The following is a 13674-nucleotide window of genomic DNA, read 5'->3' as shown; positions in this document are numbered from 1 at the left end:
ATTCAGCCATTGTGTGCGCTCTAGGAACGAGACACACCAGCACCACTGTTAGCCTCTTAGTTCAGTTGGTCCGATCGAAAGGACAATCGTGGCCTTGAAAACCCTCGTTACCGGCTTTATCACCGCAGCCGCTGCCGCCGCTGTGGTGGGCGGAGCAGCGGCGGGTGTGACTTCTATTGCATCCAGCGGCATGTCGGCCGCCCCGGCGATCCAGCCGGTCGTGTTCGACGCGCCCCTGCCGGCCACCCCGGCACCGGACCTGGCTTCGCCGCTGGTGCAGACCTTGCAGGCGCTCGCCAGTGGCGGCTCGTTCAGCGGCAAGGCCCCCTACATCCAGGGCGGCATCGGCCGCATCGAGAGCATCGCCGCGGACCGCGCCTACAACAAGGCCGCGGCGGAAGGAAAGTTCCCGCTGACCTTCAACATCGCCAACATCGATGACCAGGGCGGCGTGGCCTACGCCGACGTCACCGCGACCTCGGCCACCGGCGGCACCGCGACCCAGAACATCCAGTTCGTCGCGGGCCCGAGCCCGACCGGCTGGCAGATCTCCAAGGGATCCGCGCTGAACCTGCTGTCCTCCGTCGGCTGAGTAGGTAGTTGAACCGCAGCCGTATCGCAGTCCTGAGTGCCGCCACGATCGTGGCGGCACTTGGGCTCTGTGGGTGCACGAGCGGAGATCGGCCGGCAAGCAGTTCGCACCCGAGCACGAGCCCGCTGACCACGACGGCGCCGGCAACCCCACCCAGCGCACCGTTGCCCGCTCCCGAAGCGCTGACCGGAGTGCTGGACCGGCTGGCCGACGTCAACGTGCCGGGTGCCGACAAGGTCGTGCTGGTCGAACAAGGCACCGCCGACGACGCCGCGGCGCTGGACAAGTTCGGCCGGGCGCTCGCCGACAACGGATTCACCCCGCTGACCTTCGAGGCCACCGATCTGGCCTGGTCACAAACCGAGCCGGCCAACGTGGTGGCGACCGTCAAGGTCACCGCGGGTGGCGACGGTTCGGCCAGGGATTTCAGCTTCCCGATGGAATTCACGCCGCACGGTGACGGCTGGCAATTGACCCGGCACACCGCCGATCTGCTGCTGGTGATGGGCGCCGGTGCCGGAACCTCCGCTCCGCCCGCCCCGACCCCGACGCGCTGAGCCCCATGTGGATCGGCTGGTTGGAATTCGACCTGCTGCTCGGTGACGTGCACTCGCTCAAACAGAAGCGTTCGGTGATCCGTCCGGCGATCGCCGAGCTGCACCGCAAGCTCGCGGTGTCGGCAGCCGAAACCGGGACCCAGGATCTGCATCGTCGCGCCGGCATCGGCGTCGCCCTGGTCGCCGCCGACCGAGCGCACGTGGTCGACGTGCTCGACGCCGCCGAACGGATGGTCGCGTCCCGCCCCGAATTCGAACTGCTCTCCACTCGGCGCGGCCTGCACCACAGCGACGACTAGTTCGACCGCTTCGACTCGAACGCGCCGGTTTCTACCGGAGGGCGGCGTTCCTTGCCGGTCGGCGACCGTGCGGTAGAAATCGCCGACGATCAGCCGTCAGGCGCCCGACTCAGACTCGAGAGCGGCCTCGACGGCGAGCTGACGCTTCTTCCGCAACGGAACCGGCGCCACGGCGCCCGGCGCCAATTTGCGCGCGCTGATCAGAAATGCGGTGTGGCCGCGCATGTTGTGTTCCGGACGCACCGCCAGCCCCACCACGTGCCAGCCGCGCTGCATGCTCTCCCAGGCCCGCGGTTCGGTCCAGCACTGCTGCTCGCGAAGCGCCTCCACGACCCGCGACAACTGGGTGACGGTGGCGACGTAGACAATCAGGACGCCACCGGCGACCAGGGCCTTGGAGACCGCGGGCAGCACCTCCCAGGGCGCCAGCATGTCGAGGACCACGCGGTCCATCTCCTGGCCGTCGTAGTCGGCGAGGTCGGCGATCACCAGGTCCCAGTTCTCCGGGCGCTCACCGAAGAACGTGATGACGTTCTTCTCGGCGGTCGGGGCGTGATCGTCGCGGATCTCGTACGACGTCACCCGGCCCTCGGGGCCGACCGCGCGCAGCAGCGAGCAGGTCAGTGCGCCGGAGCCGGCGCCGGCCTCCAGCACCCGCGCGCCCGGGAAGATGTCGCCCTCGTGGACGATCTGCGCGGCATCTTTGGGATAGATCACCTGCGCGCCGCGCGGCATCGACATCACGTAGTCGACCAGTAGCGGTCGCAACACCAGGAACTGATCGCCGTTGGTGGATTTGACCACGCTGCCTTCCGGCAGGCCGATCACGTCATCGAAGGCGATGATGCCGCGATGGGTGTGAAACTCGCCGCCGGGGTTGAGCACCATCGTGTAGCGCCGGCCCTTGGCGTCGGTGAGTTGTACCCGGTCGCCAACGGCAAACGGTCCGGTCGGTCTCTTCCCTGCCACGGACGTCCAGCCTGCCAGTACCCGCAACCGGCCGGGTGCCCGGGGTTCCGCAATTTTGTCGGAGCCCGGTCCTAGGCTTGTGGGCGTGAGTGAGGAACCGGCCCCGACGCCGCGCCGCCCGGCGCTGTCACCGTCCCGTGCCGGCGATTTCAAGCAGTGCCCGCTGCTCTACCGGTTCCGCGCCATCGACCGGCTCCCCGAGCCCCGGTCCACCGCCCAGCTGCGCGGATCGCTGGTCCACGCGGCGTTGGAGCAGCTCTACGGGCTTCCCGCGGCGGAGCGCGTGCACGACACCGCGCTGACGCTGGTCGAGCCGGCGTGGGAGCAGGTGGTGGCGGCCGAGCCCGAGCTGGCCGACACCGAGTATCCGGCCACGCTGCTGGCCGAGGCCAGGGCGCTGTTGTCGGGCTACTACCGCCTGGAGGATCCGACGCGCTTCGATCCGCAGTGCTGCGAGCACCGCCTCGAGGTGGAGTTGGCCGACGGCACACTGTTGCGCGGATTCGTCGACCGGATCGACGTCGCACCGTCGGGCGAGCTGCGCGTCGTCGACTACAAGACCGGCAAGGCCCCGCCGGAGGCGCGGGCACAGGCCGAGTTCAAGGCGATGTTCCAGATGAAGTTCTACGCGGTGGCGTTGCTACGCTCGCGCGGGGTGATGCCGTCGCGGCTTCGGCTGTTGTATCTGGCCGACGGTCAGGTCCTCGACTACTCGCCCGAGCATGACGAGCTGCTGCGCTTCGAGCGCACGCTGATGGCTATCTGGAAGGCCATCCAGGTGGCCGGGGCCACGGGTGACTTCCGGCCCAACCCGTCGCGGCTGTGCTCGTGGTGCGCGCATCAGAGTTTGTGTCCGGCGTTCGGCGGCACCCCGCCGCCGTATCCCGGGTGGCCAGAATCAGGAGCTGCATGATCGGGTGTCACTACCATCGGCTCGGCGCCGATGGTGAGTACCAGCTGTTCGAGTCCACTGCCGACACCCGGAGTAACTGGGATCCGGCCATTCAGCATGGCTCGCCGCCGCTGGCCTTGTTGACCAAGGCGATCGAAGAGTTGACCGCGGGTTCGGGGCTGCGGGTCGGACGGCTGACGCTCGACATCCTGGGCGCGATTCCGGTTGCCCCGGTGCGGGTTCGAGCCTGGGTGGACCGGCCGGGATCACGCATCTCGATGGTCGCATCGGAGATGCAGGCGGCCCGCCCGGACGGCACCTGGCGCTCGGTGGCGCGGGTGACGGCCTGGCTGCTGGCCCCGAGTGACACCAGTGACGTGGCCACCGACCGTTTCGCACCGTTGGTGGAGGGCGAGGCCGCCGACGTGGCACACAACTGGGAAGGTGCACCGGGTTACCTCGAAAGTGTGTCGTGGCGCAGGCAACGGACCGCCGAGGGCGAGGCGGCCGTGGCGTGGATGAGTCCGCTGACGCCGGTGGTCGACGACGAGGAGACGACGGCCCTGCAGCGCCTGGCGCTCGTGGTGGATTCGGCCAACGGCATCGGTGCGGCGCTGGATCCGGAAAAGTTCATCTTCATGAACACCGACACGGCCGTGCATCTGCACCGGCTGCCGGAAGGCTCGGACTTCGCGGTGCGGGCCTGCGGTTCCATCGGGCCGGACGGTGTCGGTGCGACGACGGCGGAAATCTTTGACCGCAAAGGGTTTATCGGAACCTCCGCGCAGACACTTCTGGTGATGCGGGCACCGTGATCGCGCAGCTGCGCCGTCAGTTCGACCTGGCCTGGGCGCTGGCAGACCTGCACCTGTCGGCCCTGACCGACGAGGACCAGCTGTGGGAGCCCGGCCCCCTCGTGTGGACGGTGCACGAGGATCCGTCGGGTCGGTGGTGGCCGGACTTCGCCGAGATCGAGCCCGACCCGATTCCCGTGCCCACCATCGGCTGGCTGACCTGGCACATGATCTTCTGGTGGTCGACCGCCCTGGCCCATGTCGACGGGCAGACTCCGCCGGCGCCGACCGACATCGACTGGCCGGGACCCTCCGGCGCGGTGCAGCGGATCAGGATTCTCAACGCCCGCTGGAGCGGGCTGCTGGACTCGCTGACCGACACGGATCTTGCTGTCCCCGCGACCTTTCCGTGGGGACCGGACTCCGGCCGGTCACTGGCCGACACGGTGCTGTGGCTGAACGTCGAGTTGACGAAGAACGCCTCGGAGATCGGGCAGTTGCGCCTGCAGCGCGCGGCGCTGCGGACCGGCGGCTAGTCGTCCTCGCCCCAGTCGTCGCCATGCCAGCCGCCGCGCCAGCGCGGCCCGTCATACCAGCCGTTGTACCAACCGGGAACGTCCACGCAGGCCTGCGCATAGCCGAACGGACCGTTCACGCACAGTCCCGGATCGGCCGAAGCCGTCCCGGCCCCGGCGACCGCGATGCCGATCGGCACCGCCACCACACCAAGTCCGGCGGAAACAATTCCGAGATTCTTCCATCGGTTCACGTCGCACCTCCGGCCATCGCCTCAAGGGAGCACCCCGACCCTGCCCACTGTAGTCCGATGAGGCTTGGTCGCAAGGCTCGCTGCGGGTTCGCCGCGTGCTGTATCCCGACTTCAGCCGGCCGCCCCGGAAGTCAGAGAGCGCCCGCTGTTTTGCTCAGCGGAAATAAGGTTCAACCGTGCCACGGATCTTGACGACCATGGGATTTCCGCGGCGATCCTTCGCGGTAGGGACTTCAACACGCACCCAACCCTCGGCCACGTCGTATTCGTGAACATTGGTTTTCTCGACACCGTTGAAGCGAATACCCACGTCGCGGCGGAGCACCTCTTCGTCATAGAAGGCACTGCGCGGGTCGATGGAGAGGTGATTCGGTGGAACGTCTGGGTTCTGATCCTCGGACATGATGGCCTTCGTCGAATGCTGCGGTACGTGCTCGGATTGATTCTCAAAGAATCTACGCGACGCTGAGGTAGCGGCTTACGCGGTGTGCGCCGCCAGAAGGTCGCGCCTCACCTAGATATATTCCCTTGCATCTATATAGACGCAATGCAATACTCAAGGCATGGACGTGTTCGAGGCAGTCGCCGAACCCAGCCGACGCGCGTTGCTCGACGCCCTCGTCGACGGTGAGCGCACCGCAGGCGAGTTGGTGGCCACCCTGCCGGGGCTGACCCAGCCCACCGTGTCACGGCATCTGCGGGTGTTGCGAGAGGTCGGCCTGGTCGAAGTGCGCCCCGACGCACAGCGCCGCATCTACGCCTTACGTGCCGACGGCCTGGTGCAGATCGACGAGTGGATCGAACGGTACCGCCGCTACTGGACCGATCACCTCGACGCCCTGGAACGCCACCTCAAAGCGACCCACAAGGAGACGAAATGACCAGCCGCGAAGGAAAACTCACCGTCGAGGGTGACCGGGCCGCGCTGAACTTCGAACGGCGCCTGCCCTACCCCGTCGACGCCGTGTGGGCGGCGATCACCGATCCCGTACAACGGGACCAGTGGATGGGCGAGACGACGATCGATGCCCGCGAAGGCGGCACGATCGAGATGGTGCCACACTCGCCGCCGATCCCACCGCAGCAGAAGAAGATGACCGGGCGGATCCGGGTGTGGGACCCACCAAGGGTTTTCGAGCACGAGTGGAACCAGCCCGTCTTGTCCGCACCCGAATCCGGTGTCGTGCGTTACGAACTCATCCCCGACGGCGACGGCACCCTGCTGCGGTTCACGCACCGCGGCCTGACGATCTCCGACGGTCAGGGCTTCCACCCCGGGACCCATGCCTACCTGGACCGCCTCGAGGCGTATCTGGGTGGGCAGCCCCTGCCCGACTGGGCCCGACGTTATCAGGAAGTCGCTCAAACCCTCGGCACCCATTGGACCCCGCAAGAAGGAAACGAAGATGCCACACAACGGAACTGACATCGCCGCACCCACCGTCGCGGTGGTCTATCACTCGGGGTTCGGCCACACCTCGACCCTGGCCGCTGCGGTCGCGGCCGGCGCCGTCGACGCCGGAGCCGACGTCACCGTGTTGCACGTCGAGACGATGACCGACCGGGATTGGGACATGCTGGACAACGTGGACGCCATGATCTTCGGCAGCCCCACCTACATGGGCAACGTGTCGGCGGGGTTTCAGGCCTTCGCCGAGAAGACCGGCGCCCGGTGCATGGAAGGCAGGTGGCGCGACAAGGTGGCGGCCGGCTTCACGAACTCCGGCGGCAAGAGCGGCGACAAGCTCAACACGCTCAGCTCGCTGGTGGTCTTCGCCGCCCAGCACCACATGCATTGGGTGAACCTGGGTTTGAGAACCGGCTGGAACAGCTCGTTCAGCAGTGAGGACGATCTCAACCGGCTCGGCTTCTTCCTGGGCGCCGGCGCTCAGACCAACGTGGACGCCAACCCCGATCAGGTGCACCCCTCCGATGTGCGGACGTGCCGCCACCTCGGGCACCGCGTCGCGCTGGTGACCCGCCAGCTCAACATCGGCCGCACCCTCAGTCCAGCGGCTCCAGCTCCTGCAGCATCGTAGGCACCAGCTCGCTGACGGTGGGGTGGATGTGCATCGTGCGCGATATGGCGGTGTAGGGCAGTTTGGCCGTCATGATGTCGAGGACCGAGTGCACCACCTCATCGCCACCGACGCCGAGGATCGCCACTCCCAGAATCTCCTCGGTCTCGGCATCCACCACCACCTTCATGAAGCCCTGGGTCTCGCCTTTCTCGACCGCGCGACCGACCCTGGTCATCGGACGCTTGCCCACCAACGCTTTCCGGCCGGACTTGCGCACCTGGTCGACGGTCATCCCGGCCCGGCCCAGCGGTGGGTCGATGTACAGCGCATAGGTGGTGACGCGGTCGCTCACCCGGCGCGGATCGTCGTCGAGCAGGTTGGCGGCGACGATCTCGAAGTCGTTGTAGGACGTGTGGGTGAATGCGCCCTTGCCGTTGCAGTCCCCCATCGCCCAGATGTGCCCCGCCGTGGTGCGCAGCTGATCGTCCACCACGACGTATCCCCGGGCGTCCAGATCCACCCCCGCGTTCTCCAGTCCGAGGTCGTCGGTGTTCGGCGTCCGCCCCACTGCGAGCAGCAGGTGCATCCCGACGATCGGCTCCGCCCCGTCGCGGGGTGTCACCTCGAATCCGCTGTCCCGCTTGGCAAACCGGATGTCTGCGGCGTCGAGCACCACATCGATGCCCTCGGCCCGCAGGATGTCGGCGATGGTCGCGGAGACGTCCTCATCCTCGCGGGAGGTCAGCCGCGGGCCCTTCTCGATCACCGTGACCCGGGCCCCGAAGCGGCGGTACATCTGCGCGAACTCCAGCGCGATGTAGCTGCCACCCACGATCACCAGATGCTCGGGCAGCACGTCCAGGTCCAGGATGCCGACGTTGGTCAGGTAGTCGATACCGTCCAGGCCGGGGAACTCCGGAACCACCGCGCGGCCACCGACATTGAGAAAAATCCGATCGGCCCGCAGCAGTTGGCCGTCGACGTCGATGGTGTGCGGGTCGACGAATCGGGCGTGGCCGCGAATGAGCACCGCGCCGTCCATCGACTCCAGCCAGTCCTCCACCCCGTGGCGGTCGGCCAGCATGATCGCATCCTTGCGGGCTTTGACCTTGGCCATGTCGATGTCGATTTCGCCTGTGCCCACACCGAAATCCGCGCCGCGGCGCGCTAGATGGGCAGCATGTGCACTGGCCACAAGGGTTTTGGTGGGGATGCAGCCGTAGTTGACGCACGTGCCACCGACCAGCTTGCGTTCGATCACCGCGACCGTCTGCCCCGCCGCGGTCAGCCGGCCCGCCAGCGGCGGCCCGGCCTGACCCGCGCCGATGACGATTGCGTCGAAACTCTGCGCGGACGCCATGAACTAGAGGACGGAGGTGAGGGCTGCGATCGCGAAACCGCCGAGCACGGCGACCGCATCCTCGAACAGCGCGACGGGCAGATCATGGCCATCGTTGCGGTCGACCAACCGCTTTCGCGCCTCGTAACCGCCGAGGGTACCGATCACGGCACCGACGAGAGCGGCACCGAGCGCGGTGAACGTGTAGCCCCACGCGGTGCCGATCACCGCACCGGCGAACGCACCGGTGATCAGGCGGGCGATGAACTGCATCGGCGTCTTGCGGCTCGGCGTGCGCGGCAGCTGATCGGTAACCAACTCCACCACAGCGAGAACGGTCAGCACGGTGACGGTGACCGGGTGCGCCAACCACTGGGCCCAGGTGCCGTCGAGGTTGATCCAGTTCAACGCAGCGGCCCACGCCACCGCGGCCGGAGCGGTGAATGCCCGCAGACCGGCCACCACGCCGATGAGAAGAGCCAACAACAGAACCAGAAAATGCGTCACGGCGACCTCCGGGGCCTGGAATTGTCCCCCGGACGCTAACACGCAATGTGCCGCGGCACGCGCCGATCAGAGACGGCGGTATCCGTCCGTTAGAAACGGCAGAACCGAATATCTGACGCGAGTATCGCTTTGGCGCCGATCGCGGCGATCTCATCCATGATGGCGTTGACGTCGCGCCGCGGTACCAGAGCCCGCACGGCCACCCAGTCCGGATCCGCCAACGGCGCGATGGTCGGCGACTCCAGCCCCGGTGTCACCGCGGTGGCCTGCTCCAAAACCGCACGCGGGCAGTCGTAATCCAGCATCAGGTACTGCTGACCGAACACCACACCCTGCACGCGGGCGGTCAGCTGATCGCGCGCCGAGGCATTGTCGTCACCGTCGGCGCCGTCGCGTTCGATCAGCACCGCCTCCGACTCGCACAGCGGCGCACCGAATGCCACCAGGTCGTGCAGTCCCAGGGTGCGGCCCGAGCCGACCACGTCGGCGATGACGTCGGCCACGCCGAGCTGAATCGAGATCTCGACCGCGCCGTCCAGCCGGATCACCGAGGCCTCGATGCCCTGCGCCGCAAGGTCCTTGCGCACCAGGTTCGGGAACGAGGTGGCGATGCGTTTGCCCGCCAGGTCCTGTGAACTCCACTCACGTCCGGCCGGACCGGCGTAACGGAAGGTGGAATTACCGAAGCCCAGTGACAGGCGCTCCCGCACCGGGGCGTCCGAATCGGCGGCCAGGTCCCGTCCGGTGATGCCGAGATCGAGTTGCCCCGAACCCACATAGATCGCGATGTCCTTGGGCCGCAGAAAGAAGAATTCGACGTTGTTGACCGGGTCGACGACGGTCAGGTCCTTGGGGTCACGCCGGCGCCGGTACCCGGCCTCGGAGAGGATCTCGGCGGCCGCTTCGCTGAGCGAGCCCTTGTTGGGCACCGCGACGCGCAACATCTGATCGGCCACGGCTCACAACTTCCGGTAGACGTCGTCGAGGGTCAGGCCCCGGGAGATCATCAGCACCTGGGTCCAGTACAGCAACTGGCTGACCTCCTCGGCGAGCGACTCGTCGCTCTCGTGCTCGGCGGCCAGCCACACCTCGCCGGCCTCCTCCAGGATCTTCTTGCCGAGCCCATGGACGCCGGCGTCAAGTGCGGCGACCGTGCCGCTTCCGGCAGGTCTGGTGCGCGCTTTGTCGCTGAGTTCGGCAAACAGGGCATCGAAGGTCTTCACGGACATGAATTGTTTCATGCGCCGTGGGGGTCGATTCGTGCGGTGCAATAGAAGGGTGAGCGAACCAGCCGGCGACGAGCTGCCGACCTACACTGCCCGGGTCGCGGCGATCCGCGCGATCCTGTCCAAACATGTGATCGTCGACGGTCTGGTCCAGAACAACCGCCTGGCCAACCCGATCCAGCCGCTCGCCTGCCTGTCCGCTTCCTGGGGTGCCGACGTGGCCGCACCTCCGCTTCTGGCGGTGTCGATCCACCCGGTCGACGACTTCGCCACCGAGGTCGAGGAGTTGCGCTATGGCGGCGACCTCACTCCGGGAACCTACGAGGTGCCACGTGCCGAAGCCGACGAGTTCGCCCTGGTGCAGCCGCAAATGTCCAGCGTATGGGTCGTCGCCGGCCACTGTGAGGTCTATCTGGCCCATCGGGACCGCTCACCTGACCAGCTGATCGATGCGGCCGTGGAGATCGCGCGCGCCGTCGGTTGCGCGCCCTACACCGACGACTACGAGCCTCCGCCGGAGCCGCGCTAGGCGCTCATCGCCTCGGCGTGCATGTCCTCGAGGTGTTTGCCCTTGGTCTCCTGGACCCACTTCCAGACGAAGAGCAACGACAGCAGCGCGCACAGCGCGTAGAAGCCGTACGCCACTCCCAGCACGTTCCGCAGTTCCGGGAACGACACGGTGATCAACCAGTTGGCCACCCACTGCCCCGCCGCCGCCAGACCCAACGCCGCGGCCCGGATCCGGTTGGGGAACATCTCCCCCAGCAGAACCCACACCACCGGACCCCACGACATGCCGAACGCCACCACGAACAGGTTGGCCGCGATCAGCGCGATCGGCCCGGCCACACTGCCCAACTGGGGCTGACCGTCGACCTGTGGGGCGGTTCCGAAGATCACGGCCATGGTGCCCAGGGTGACCGCCATGCCGGTGGAGCCGATCAGGAGCAGAGGCTTGCGCCCGATCTTGTCGATCAGCGCGATTGCGATCAACGTGGTGACGATGTTGGTCACCGAGGTGATCACGGTGATGGTGAACGCCTGGCTCTCCTTGAATCCGACGGCCTCCCACAACACATTCGAGTAGTAGAAGATCACGTTGATACCGACGAACTGCTGGAAAATGGACAGCCCCAAGCCAACCCAGACGATGCCGTACAGCCCGCTGACGACGGCCACCCCGATGCCGAGTGCGGCGAAGACCACGGCCAGGAGCCAGAATCCGAGCGAGACCGACGCCACGGCCAGGGCGATGAACAGCAGCAACAGCCACCACACGTAGCGGCGCACCCATGCGGTGAACCGCCCGATCGATCCGGGAGCCGGCTTGAGCAGATCCTGCCAGGACGGCGGTTTCTCGGACTTCAGCGAGTCCTCGATCCGGTGGATGGTGATCTCGAGGTTCTTCTCGCCGAGCAGCATGGAGAGCACCTTGCGCGCCTCGGGAATTCGGAACTTGGCGACCAGGTACCGCGGTGACTCGGGGATGGTGTAGGCCAGAGCGCCGTACACCAGGGCCGGAATGGCCATGACCAGGAACATCCAGCGCCAGGCCGCCAAACCCAGCCACAATTCTTCGCGGGAGCCGCCTGCCAGATGCGCCAGCAGATAGTCGACCGACAGGGACAGGAAAATTCCGGTCACGATCGCCAGCTGCTGAAGTGAGCCCAGTCGCCCGCGGATGCGCGGCGGTGCCGTCTCGGCGATGTACGTCGGCGCGATGACCGAGGCGACGCCGACCCCGAGGCCGCCGATGATGCGGAAGATCACCACCAGCCAGATATGAGTGGCAACGGCGGTGCCGATCGCGCTGATCAAGAACAGCAGCGCCGCGAGCTTCATGACCGACCGCCGGCCGATCCGATCGGCCAGCTGGCCCGCCGTCAGCGCGCCCACCGCGGCGCCGAGCAGTGCCGAGGCCACCGCGGAACCGAGAACCACGTTGTTGATCTGGAATTCGTCCTGCAGGGCGGCGACCGCCCCGTTGATCACCGCGCTGTCATAACCGAAGAGCAAGCCGCCCAACGCGGCCACCGAAGCTATCCGGACCACCTTGCCGCTGTGCTCGGTTTCCTCGTAGTCCAGGTCCGATGCAGGATCGTCGACCGGTCCGTGAGTCATGGGACGCCCTTCCGCAGCAATGCGTGATCAGGCTCACATTGAATCACACGGGTCGGATCAGGCGGTGCGTTCTCCGGCTTGGGAATTCAGTTCGTGATACACCGCGCGGAGGCCCGCGACATCGAGGTGTGTCAGCGAAGAAACGTGTCGCCGCAACGGGCCTGCGGGGACGTCGACGTCGTTGGGCACCACCAGCACGGGGCAGCCCGCGGCCTCGGCGGATGCCGTGCCGGTGACCGAATCCTCGACCGCCAGGCAGGATGTGGCGGAGACGCCGAGAAGATCGGCCGCGCGCAGATACGGGTCAGGTGCCGGCTTGCCGCTGGGGACCTCGTCACCGCAGACGGTCACCGAAAAGTAATGACGGCCAATGCTGTTCAACGCCCGCTCAGCCAGATCCCGCCGGGTGTTGGTCACCAGGGCCATCGGGATCCCGGCGGTGGTGAGACCGTCGAGCATCTCCTGAGCACCGGGCCGCCACGGCAAACCCTGCTCGAAAAGCTCTCCGGTGTAGTCGTGCAACCAGTCGGCCGACTCGGCCATCGCGGCGGGTTCGGGCTCCAGCCCCAGATCGTCATAGACGATCCGCATGACGGTCTCGGCCGAACCGCCGACCGTGGATTCCCGTACCCCGTCGGTGAGCACCCCGCCCATCCGCGCGTACAGCGCGTGCATGGCGATGTCCCAGAGCTTTTCGGAGTCGACGAGCGTGCCGTCCATATCCCACAGCACAGCACGCATGTCCGCCATTCTCTCATTGTCGGACCCGGTGGATAGCGTGGGAGCATGACGATCTTGGTGACCGGGGCCACCGGAAATATCGGCAGGCGCGTGGTGGACGAACTAATTCGTTTGGGCGCCCACGACATCCGCGCCCTGACCGCGAATCCGGCGAAAGCCGCGCTGCCGCCGGATGTGACAGCAATCACCGGTTATCTGGGCAAACCGCAGACGTTGCCGGCCGCATTCGAGGGCGTCGAACGGGTGTACCTGGCGCCGTTCCCCGCCACCGTCGGGCTCACCCTGGAATTGATGGTGCAGGCCGGGATACAGCACGTGGTGGCGCTGTCGGGCGGTGCGCACTGGTCCGAACACGCCGCTGCCGTCGCCGCCTCCGGGCTGGCGCACACCCAGCTCGGCCCCGGCGAGTTCTGCGAGAACTTCGCGATGTGGGCTCCGCAGATCAAGACGGGCACGGTCCGCGACGTCAGCCCGGAGCACGTCGAGTCGCCGGTGTCGATGGATGACATCGCCCGGGTGGCGGCGCACCTGTTGACCACCCCGCCGGAGGCCCATCTCAACGCGATGTACGAGCTCACCGGCCCGGTGGCGTTGACCCGCGCCGACATCGCCCGCCAGATCGGCGTCGGCCTCGGCACGCCCGTCGACATGCAGCGGTGCAGCCGCGCCGAAGCCGAGGAGCTGCTGCGTCCCGTCATGGGCGACGGGGCGCACTGGTACCTCGACCTGTTCGAGCACGATCCGGCACACCAGGCCGCCAACGACAACGTCGAGCGACTGACGGGCACCCCGGCCGAGTCGATGGCGCAGTGGGCAGCCCGTAACCGGGACTTGTTCAGCTAGACCG

Annotated in this window: 20 protein-coding genes; 11 read left to right on the top strand and 9 right to left on the bottom strand. The window is 67.1% G+C overall.

The window, feature by feature from the left end:
• Positions 1-88: 88 nt before the first annotated feature.
• Genes G6N57_RS18845 through G6N57_RS18835 form a run of 3 tightly spaced genes read left to right on the top strand, consistent with a single transcriptional unit; the run spans position 89 to position 1448 of the window.
• A complete protein-coding gene (locus G6N57_RS18845) occupies positions 89-592 on the top strand; it encodes an MTB12 family secreted protein (protein WP_077741069.1) in 504 nt (167 codons plus the stop codon).
• Between the two features lie 8 nt (positions 593-600).
• Positions 601-1149 carry a lipoprotein LppK gene (locus G6N57_RS18840; RefSeq protein ID WP_077741070.1) on the top strand — a complete coding sequence of 183 codons (549 nt, stop codon included), beginning with the start codon at positions 601-603 and terminating at the stop codon, positions 1147-1149.
• A 5-nt stretch (positions 1150-1154) separates the two neighbouring features.
• Positions 1155-1448 carry a DUF503 domain-containing protein gene (locus tag G6N57_RS18835; RefSeq protein WP_077741071.1) on the top strand — a complete coding sequence of 98 codons (294 nt, stop codon included), beginning with the start codon at positions 1155-1157 and terminating at the stop codon, positions 1446-1448.
• A gap of 96 nt (positions 1449-1544) precedes the next feature.
• On the opposite strand, the gene G6N57_RS18830 is transcribed toward G6N57_RS18835, so the two are convergent.
• Entirely contained in the window at positions 1545-2417 is an 873-nt protein-coding gene (locus G6N57_RS18830; RefSeq protein ID WP_077741072.1) for a tRNA (adenine-N1)-methyltransferase, read from the bottom strand.
• A gap of 85 nt (positions 2418-2502) precedes the next feature.
• Between G6N57_RS18830 and G6N57_RS18825 the strand changes: the two genes are divergently transcribed.
• From G6N57_RS18825 to G6N57_RS18815, 3 genes are read left to right on the top strand one after another with little or no spacing between them, the layout of a single operon-like run.
• Positions 2503-3330, top strand: a complete 828-nt coding sequence (locus tag G6N57_RS18825; RefSeq protein ID WP_077741992.1) for a RecB family exonuclease — start codon at positions 2503-2505, stop codon at positions 3328-3330.
• Entirely contained in the window at positions 3327-4124 is a 798-nt protein-coding gene (locus G6N57_RS18820; RefSeq protein ID WP_077741073.1) for a thioesterase family protein, read from the top strand. Before G6N57_RS18825 ends, G6N57_RS18820 begins: the two co-directional genes overlap by 4 nt.
• Positions 4121-4639 (top strand): DinB family protein, encoded by a 519-nt coding sequence (locus tag G6N57_RS18815; protein WP_077741074.1) that lies wholly within the window; start codon positions 4121-4123, stop codon positions 4637-4639. Before G6N57_RS18820 ends, G6N57_RS18815 begins: the two co-directional genes overlap by 4 nt.
• Here the strand turns inward: G6N57_RS18815 and G6N57_RS18810 are convergent.
• Together G6N57_RS18810 and G6N57_RS18805 are read right to left on the bottom strand one after the other, a co-directional pair.
• Positions 4636-4872 carry a hypothetical protein gene (locus G6N57_RS18810; protein WP_077741075.1) on the bottom strand — a complete coding sequence of 79 codons (237 nt, stop codon included), beginning with the start codon at positions 4870-4872 and terminating at the stop codon, positions 4636-4638. The genes G6N57_RS18815 and G6N57_RS18810 overlap by 4 nt on opposite strands.
• A gap of 154 nt (positions 4873-5026) precedes the next feature.
• Positions 5027-5275: a DUF3297 family protein gene (locus G6N57_RS18805; protein WP_077741076.1), complete on the bottom strand. Its 249-nt coding sequence runs from the start codon at positions 5273-5275 to the stop codon at positions 5027-5029.
• A gap of 160 nt (positions 5276-5435) precedes the next feature.
• Here G6N57_RS18805 and G6N57_RS18800 point away from each other — a divergent pair, with 160 nt between their 5' ends.
• From G6N57_RS18800 to G6N57_RS18790, 3 genes are read left to right on the top strand one after another with little or no spacing between them, the layout of a single operon-like run.
• Entirely contained in the window at positions 5436-5753 is a 318-nt protein-coding gene (locus G6N57_RS18800; protein WP_065511670.1) for an ArsR/SmtB family transcription factor, read from the top strand.
• The gene (locus G6N57_RS18795) at positions 5750-6298 is read left to right on the top strand and encodes an SRPBCC family protein (RefSeq protein ID WP_077741077.1); all 549 of its coding nucleotides are present in this window, start codon (positions 5750-5752) and stop codon (positions 6296-6298) included. Before G6N57_RS18800 ends, G6N57_RS18795 begins: the two co-directional genes overlap by 4 nt.
• Positions 6279-6911 (top strand): flavodoxin family protein, encoded by a 633-nt coding sequence (locus tag G6N57_RS18790; protein WP_174814495.1) that lies wholly within the window; start codon positions 6279-6281, stop codon positions 6909-6911. Before G6N57_RS18795 ends, G6N57_RS18790 begins: the two co-directional genes overlap by 20 nt.
• Here the strand turns inward: G6N57_RS18790 and G6N57_RS18785 are convergent.
• The 4 genes from G6N57_RS18785 to G6N57_RS18770 form a co-directional block, all read right to left on the bottom strand.
• Entirely contained in the window at positions 6877-8253 is a 1377-nt protein-coding gene (locus G6N57_RS18785) for an FAD-containing oxidoreductase (protein WP_077741078.1), read from the bottom strand. The two genes, G6N57_RS18790 and G6N57_RS18785, sit on opposite strands and share 35 nt — an antisense overlap.
• Positions 8254-8256: 3 nt before the next feature.
• A complete protein-coding gene (locus G6N57_RS18780) occupies positions 8257-8739 on the bottom strand; it encodes a DUF4126 family protein (RefSeq protein ID WP_077741994.1) in 483 nt (160 codons plus the stop codon).
• A gap of 89 nt (positions 8740-8828) precedes the next feature.
• Entirely contained in the window at positions 8829-9683 is an 855-nt protein-coding gene (gene hisG, locus G6N57_RS18775; RefSeq protein WP_077741995.1) for an ATP phosphoribosyltransferase, read from the bottom strand.
• 15 nt (positions 9684-9698) lie between these two features.
• A complete protein-coding gene (locus G6N57_RS18770; RefSeq protein WP_077741079.1) occupies positions 9699-9980 on the bottom strand; it encodes a phosphoribosyl-ATP diphosphatase in 282 nt (93 codons plus the stop codon).
• Positions 9981-10017: 37 nt separating this feature from the next.
• Between G6N57_RS18770 and G6N57_RS18765 the strand changes: the two genes are divergently transcribed.
• A complete protein-coding gene (locus G6N57_RS18765) occupies positions 10018-10494 on the top strand; it encodes a DUF7956 family protein (protein ID WP_077741080.1) in 477 nt (158 codons plus the stop codon).
• Here G6N57_RS18765 and G6N57_RS18760 read toward each other — a convergent pair.
• On the bottom strand, positions 10491-12086 hold the full coding sequence (locus G6N57_RS18760) for a sugar porter family MFS transporter (RefSeq protein WP_077741081.1): 1596 nt from the start codon (positions 12084-12086) through the stop codon (positions 10491-10493). The two genes, G6N57_RS18765 and G6N57_RS18760, sit on opposite strands and share 4 nt — an antisense overlap.
• A gap of 57 nt (positions 12087-12143) precedes the next feature.
• Complete coding sequence (locus tag G6N57_RS18755) at positions 12144-12827, bottom strand: HAD family hydrolase (RefSeq protein ID WP_077741996.1); 684 nt, start codon at positions 12825-12827, stop codon at positions 12144-12146.
• Between the two features lie 45 nt (positions 12828-12872).
• Here G6N57_RS18755 and G6N57_RS18750 point away from each other — a divergent pair, with 45 nt between their 5' ends.
• On the top strand, positions 12873-13670 hold the full coding sequence (locus G6N57_RS18750; protein WP_077741082.1) for an SDR family oxidoreductase: 798 nt from the start codon (positions 12873-12875) through the stop codon (positions 13668-13670).
• The last annotated feature ends 4 nt before the right edge of the window (positions 13671-13674 follow it).

Source organism: Mycolicibacterium boenickei, from assembly GCF_010731295.1.
Taxonomy (GTDB): Bacteria; Actinomycetota; Actinomycetes; order Mycobacteriales; family Mycobacteriaceae; genus Mycobacterium; species Mycobacterium boenickei.
This window is presented reverse-complemented; position numbering and strand designations above follow the sequence as displayed.

What these genes read in the sequence shown, in the direction of transcription:
- G6N57_RS18835 (WP_077741071.1), top strand. Translation starts at nt 1,155, where the DNA reads ATGTGGATCGGCTGGTTGGAATTCGACCTGCTGCTCGGTGACGTGCAC.
- G6N57_RS18820 (WP_077741073.1), top strand. Translation starts at nt 3,327, where the DNA reads ATGATCGGGTGTCACTACCATCGGCTCGGCGCCGATGGTGAGTACCAG.
- G6N57_RS18805 (WP_077741076.1), bottom strand. Translation starts at nt 5,275, where the DNA reads ATGTCCGAGGATCAGAACCCAGACGTTCCACCGAATCACCTCTCCATC.
- G6N57_RS18800 (WP_065511670.1), top strand. Translation starts at nt 5,436, where the DNA reads ATGGACGTGTTCGAGGCAGTCGCCGAACCCAGCCGACGCGCGTTGCTC.
- G6N57_RS18795 (WP_077741077.1), top strand. Translation starts at nt 5,750, where the DNA reads ATGACCAGCCGCGAAGGAAAACTCACCGTCGAGGGTGACCGGGCCGCG.
- G6N57_RS18790 (WP_174814495.1), top strand. Translation starts at nt 6,279, where the DNA reads ATGCCACACAACGGAACTGACATCGCCGCACCCACCGTCGCGGTGGTC.
- G6N57_RS18785 (WP_077741078.1), bottom strand. Translation starts at nt 8,253, where the DNA reads ATGGCGTCCGCGCAGAGTTTCGACGCAATCGTCATCGGCGCGGGTCAG.
- hisG (WP_077741995.1), bottom strand. Translation starts at nt 9,683, where the DNA reads ATGTTGCGCGTCGCGGTGCCCAACAAGGGCTCGCTCAGCGAAGCGGCC.
- G6N57_RS18770 (WP_077741079.1), bottom strand. Translation starts at nt 9,980, where the DNA reads ATGAAACAATTCATGTCCGTGAAGACCTTCGATGCCCTGTTTGCCGAA.
- G6N57_RS18760 (WP_077741081.1), bottom strand. Translation starts at nt 12,086, where the DNA reads ATGACTCACGGACCGGTCGACGATCCTGCATCGGACCTGGACTACGAG.
- G6N57_RS18755 (WP_077741996.1), bottom strand. Translation starts at nt 12,827, where the DNA reads ATGCGTGCTGTGCTGTGGGATATGGACGGCACGCTCGTCGACTCCGAA.
- G6N57_RS18750 (WP_077741082.1), top strand. Translation starts at nt 12,873, where the DNA reads ATGACGATCTTGGTGACCGGGGCCACCGGAAATATCGGCAGGCGCGTG.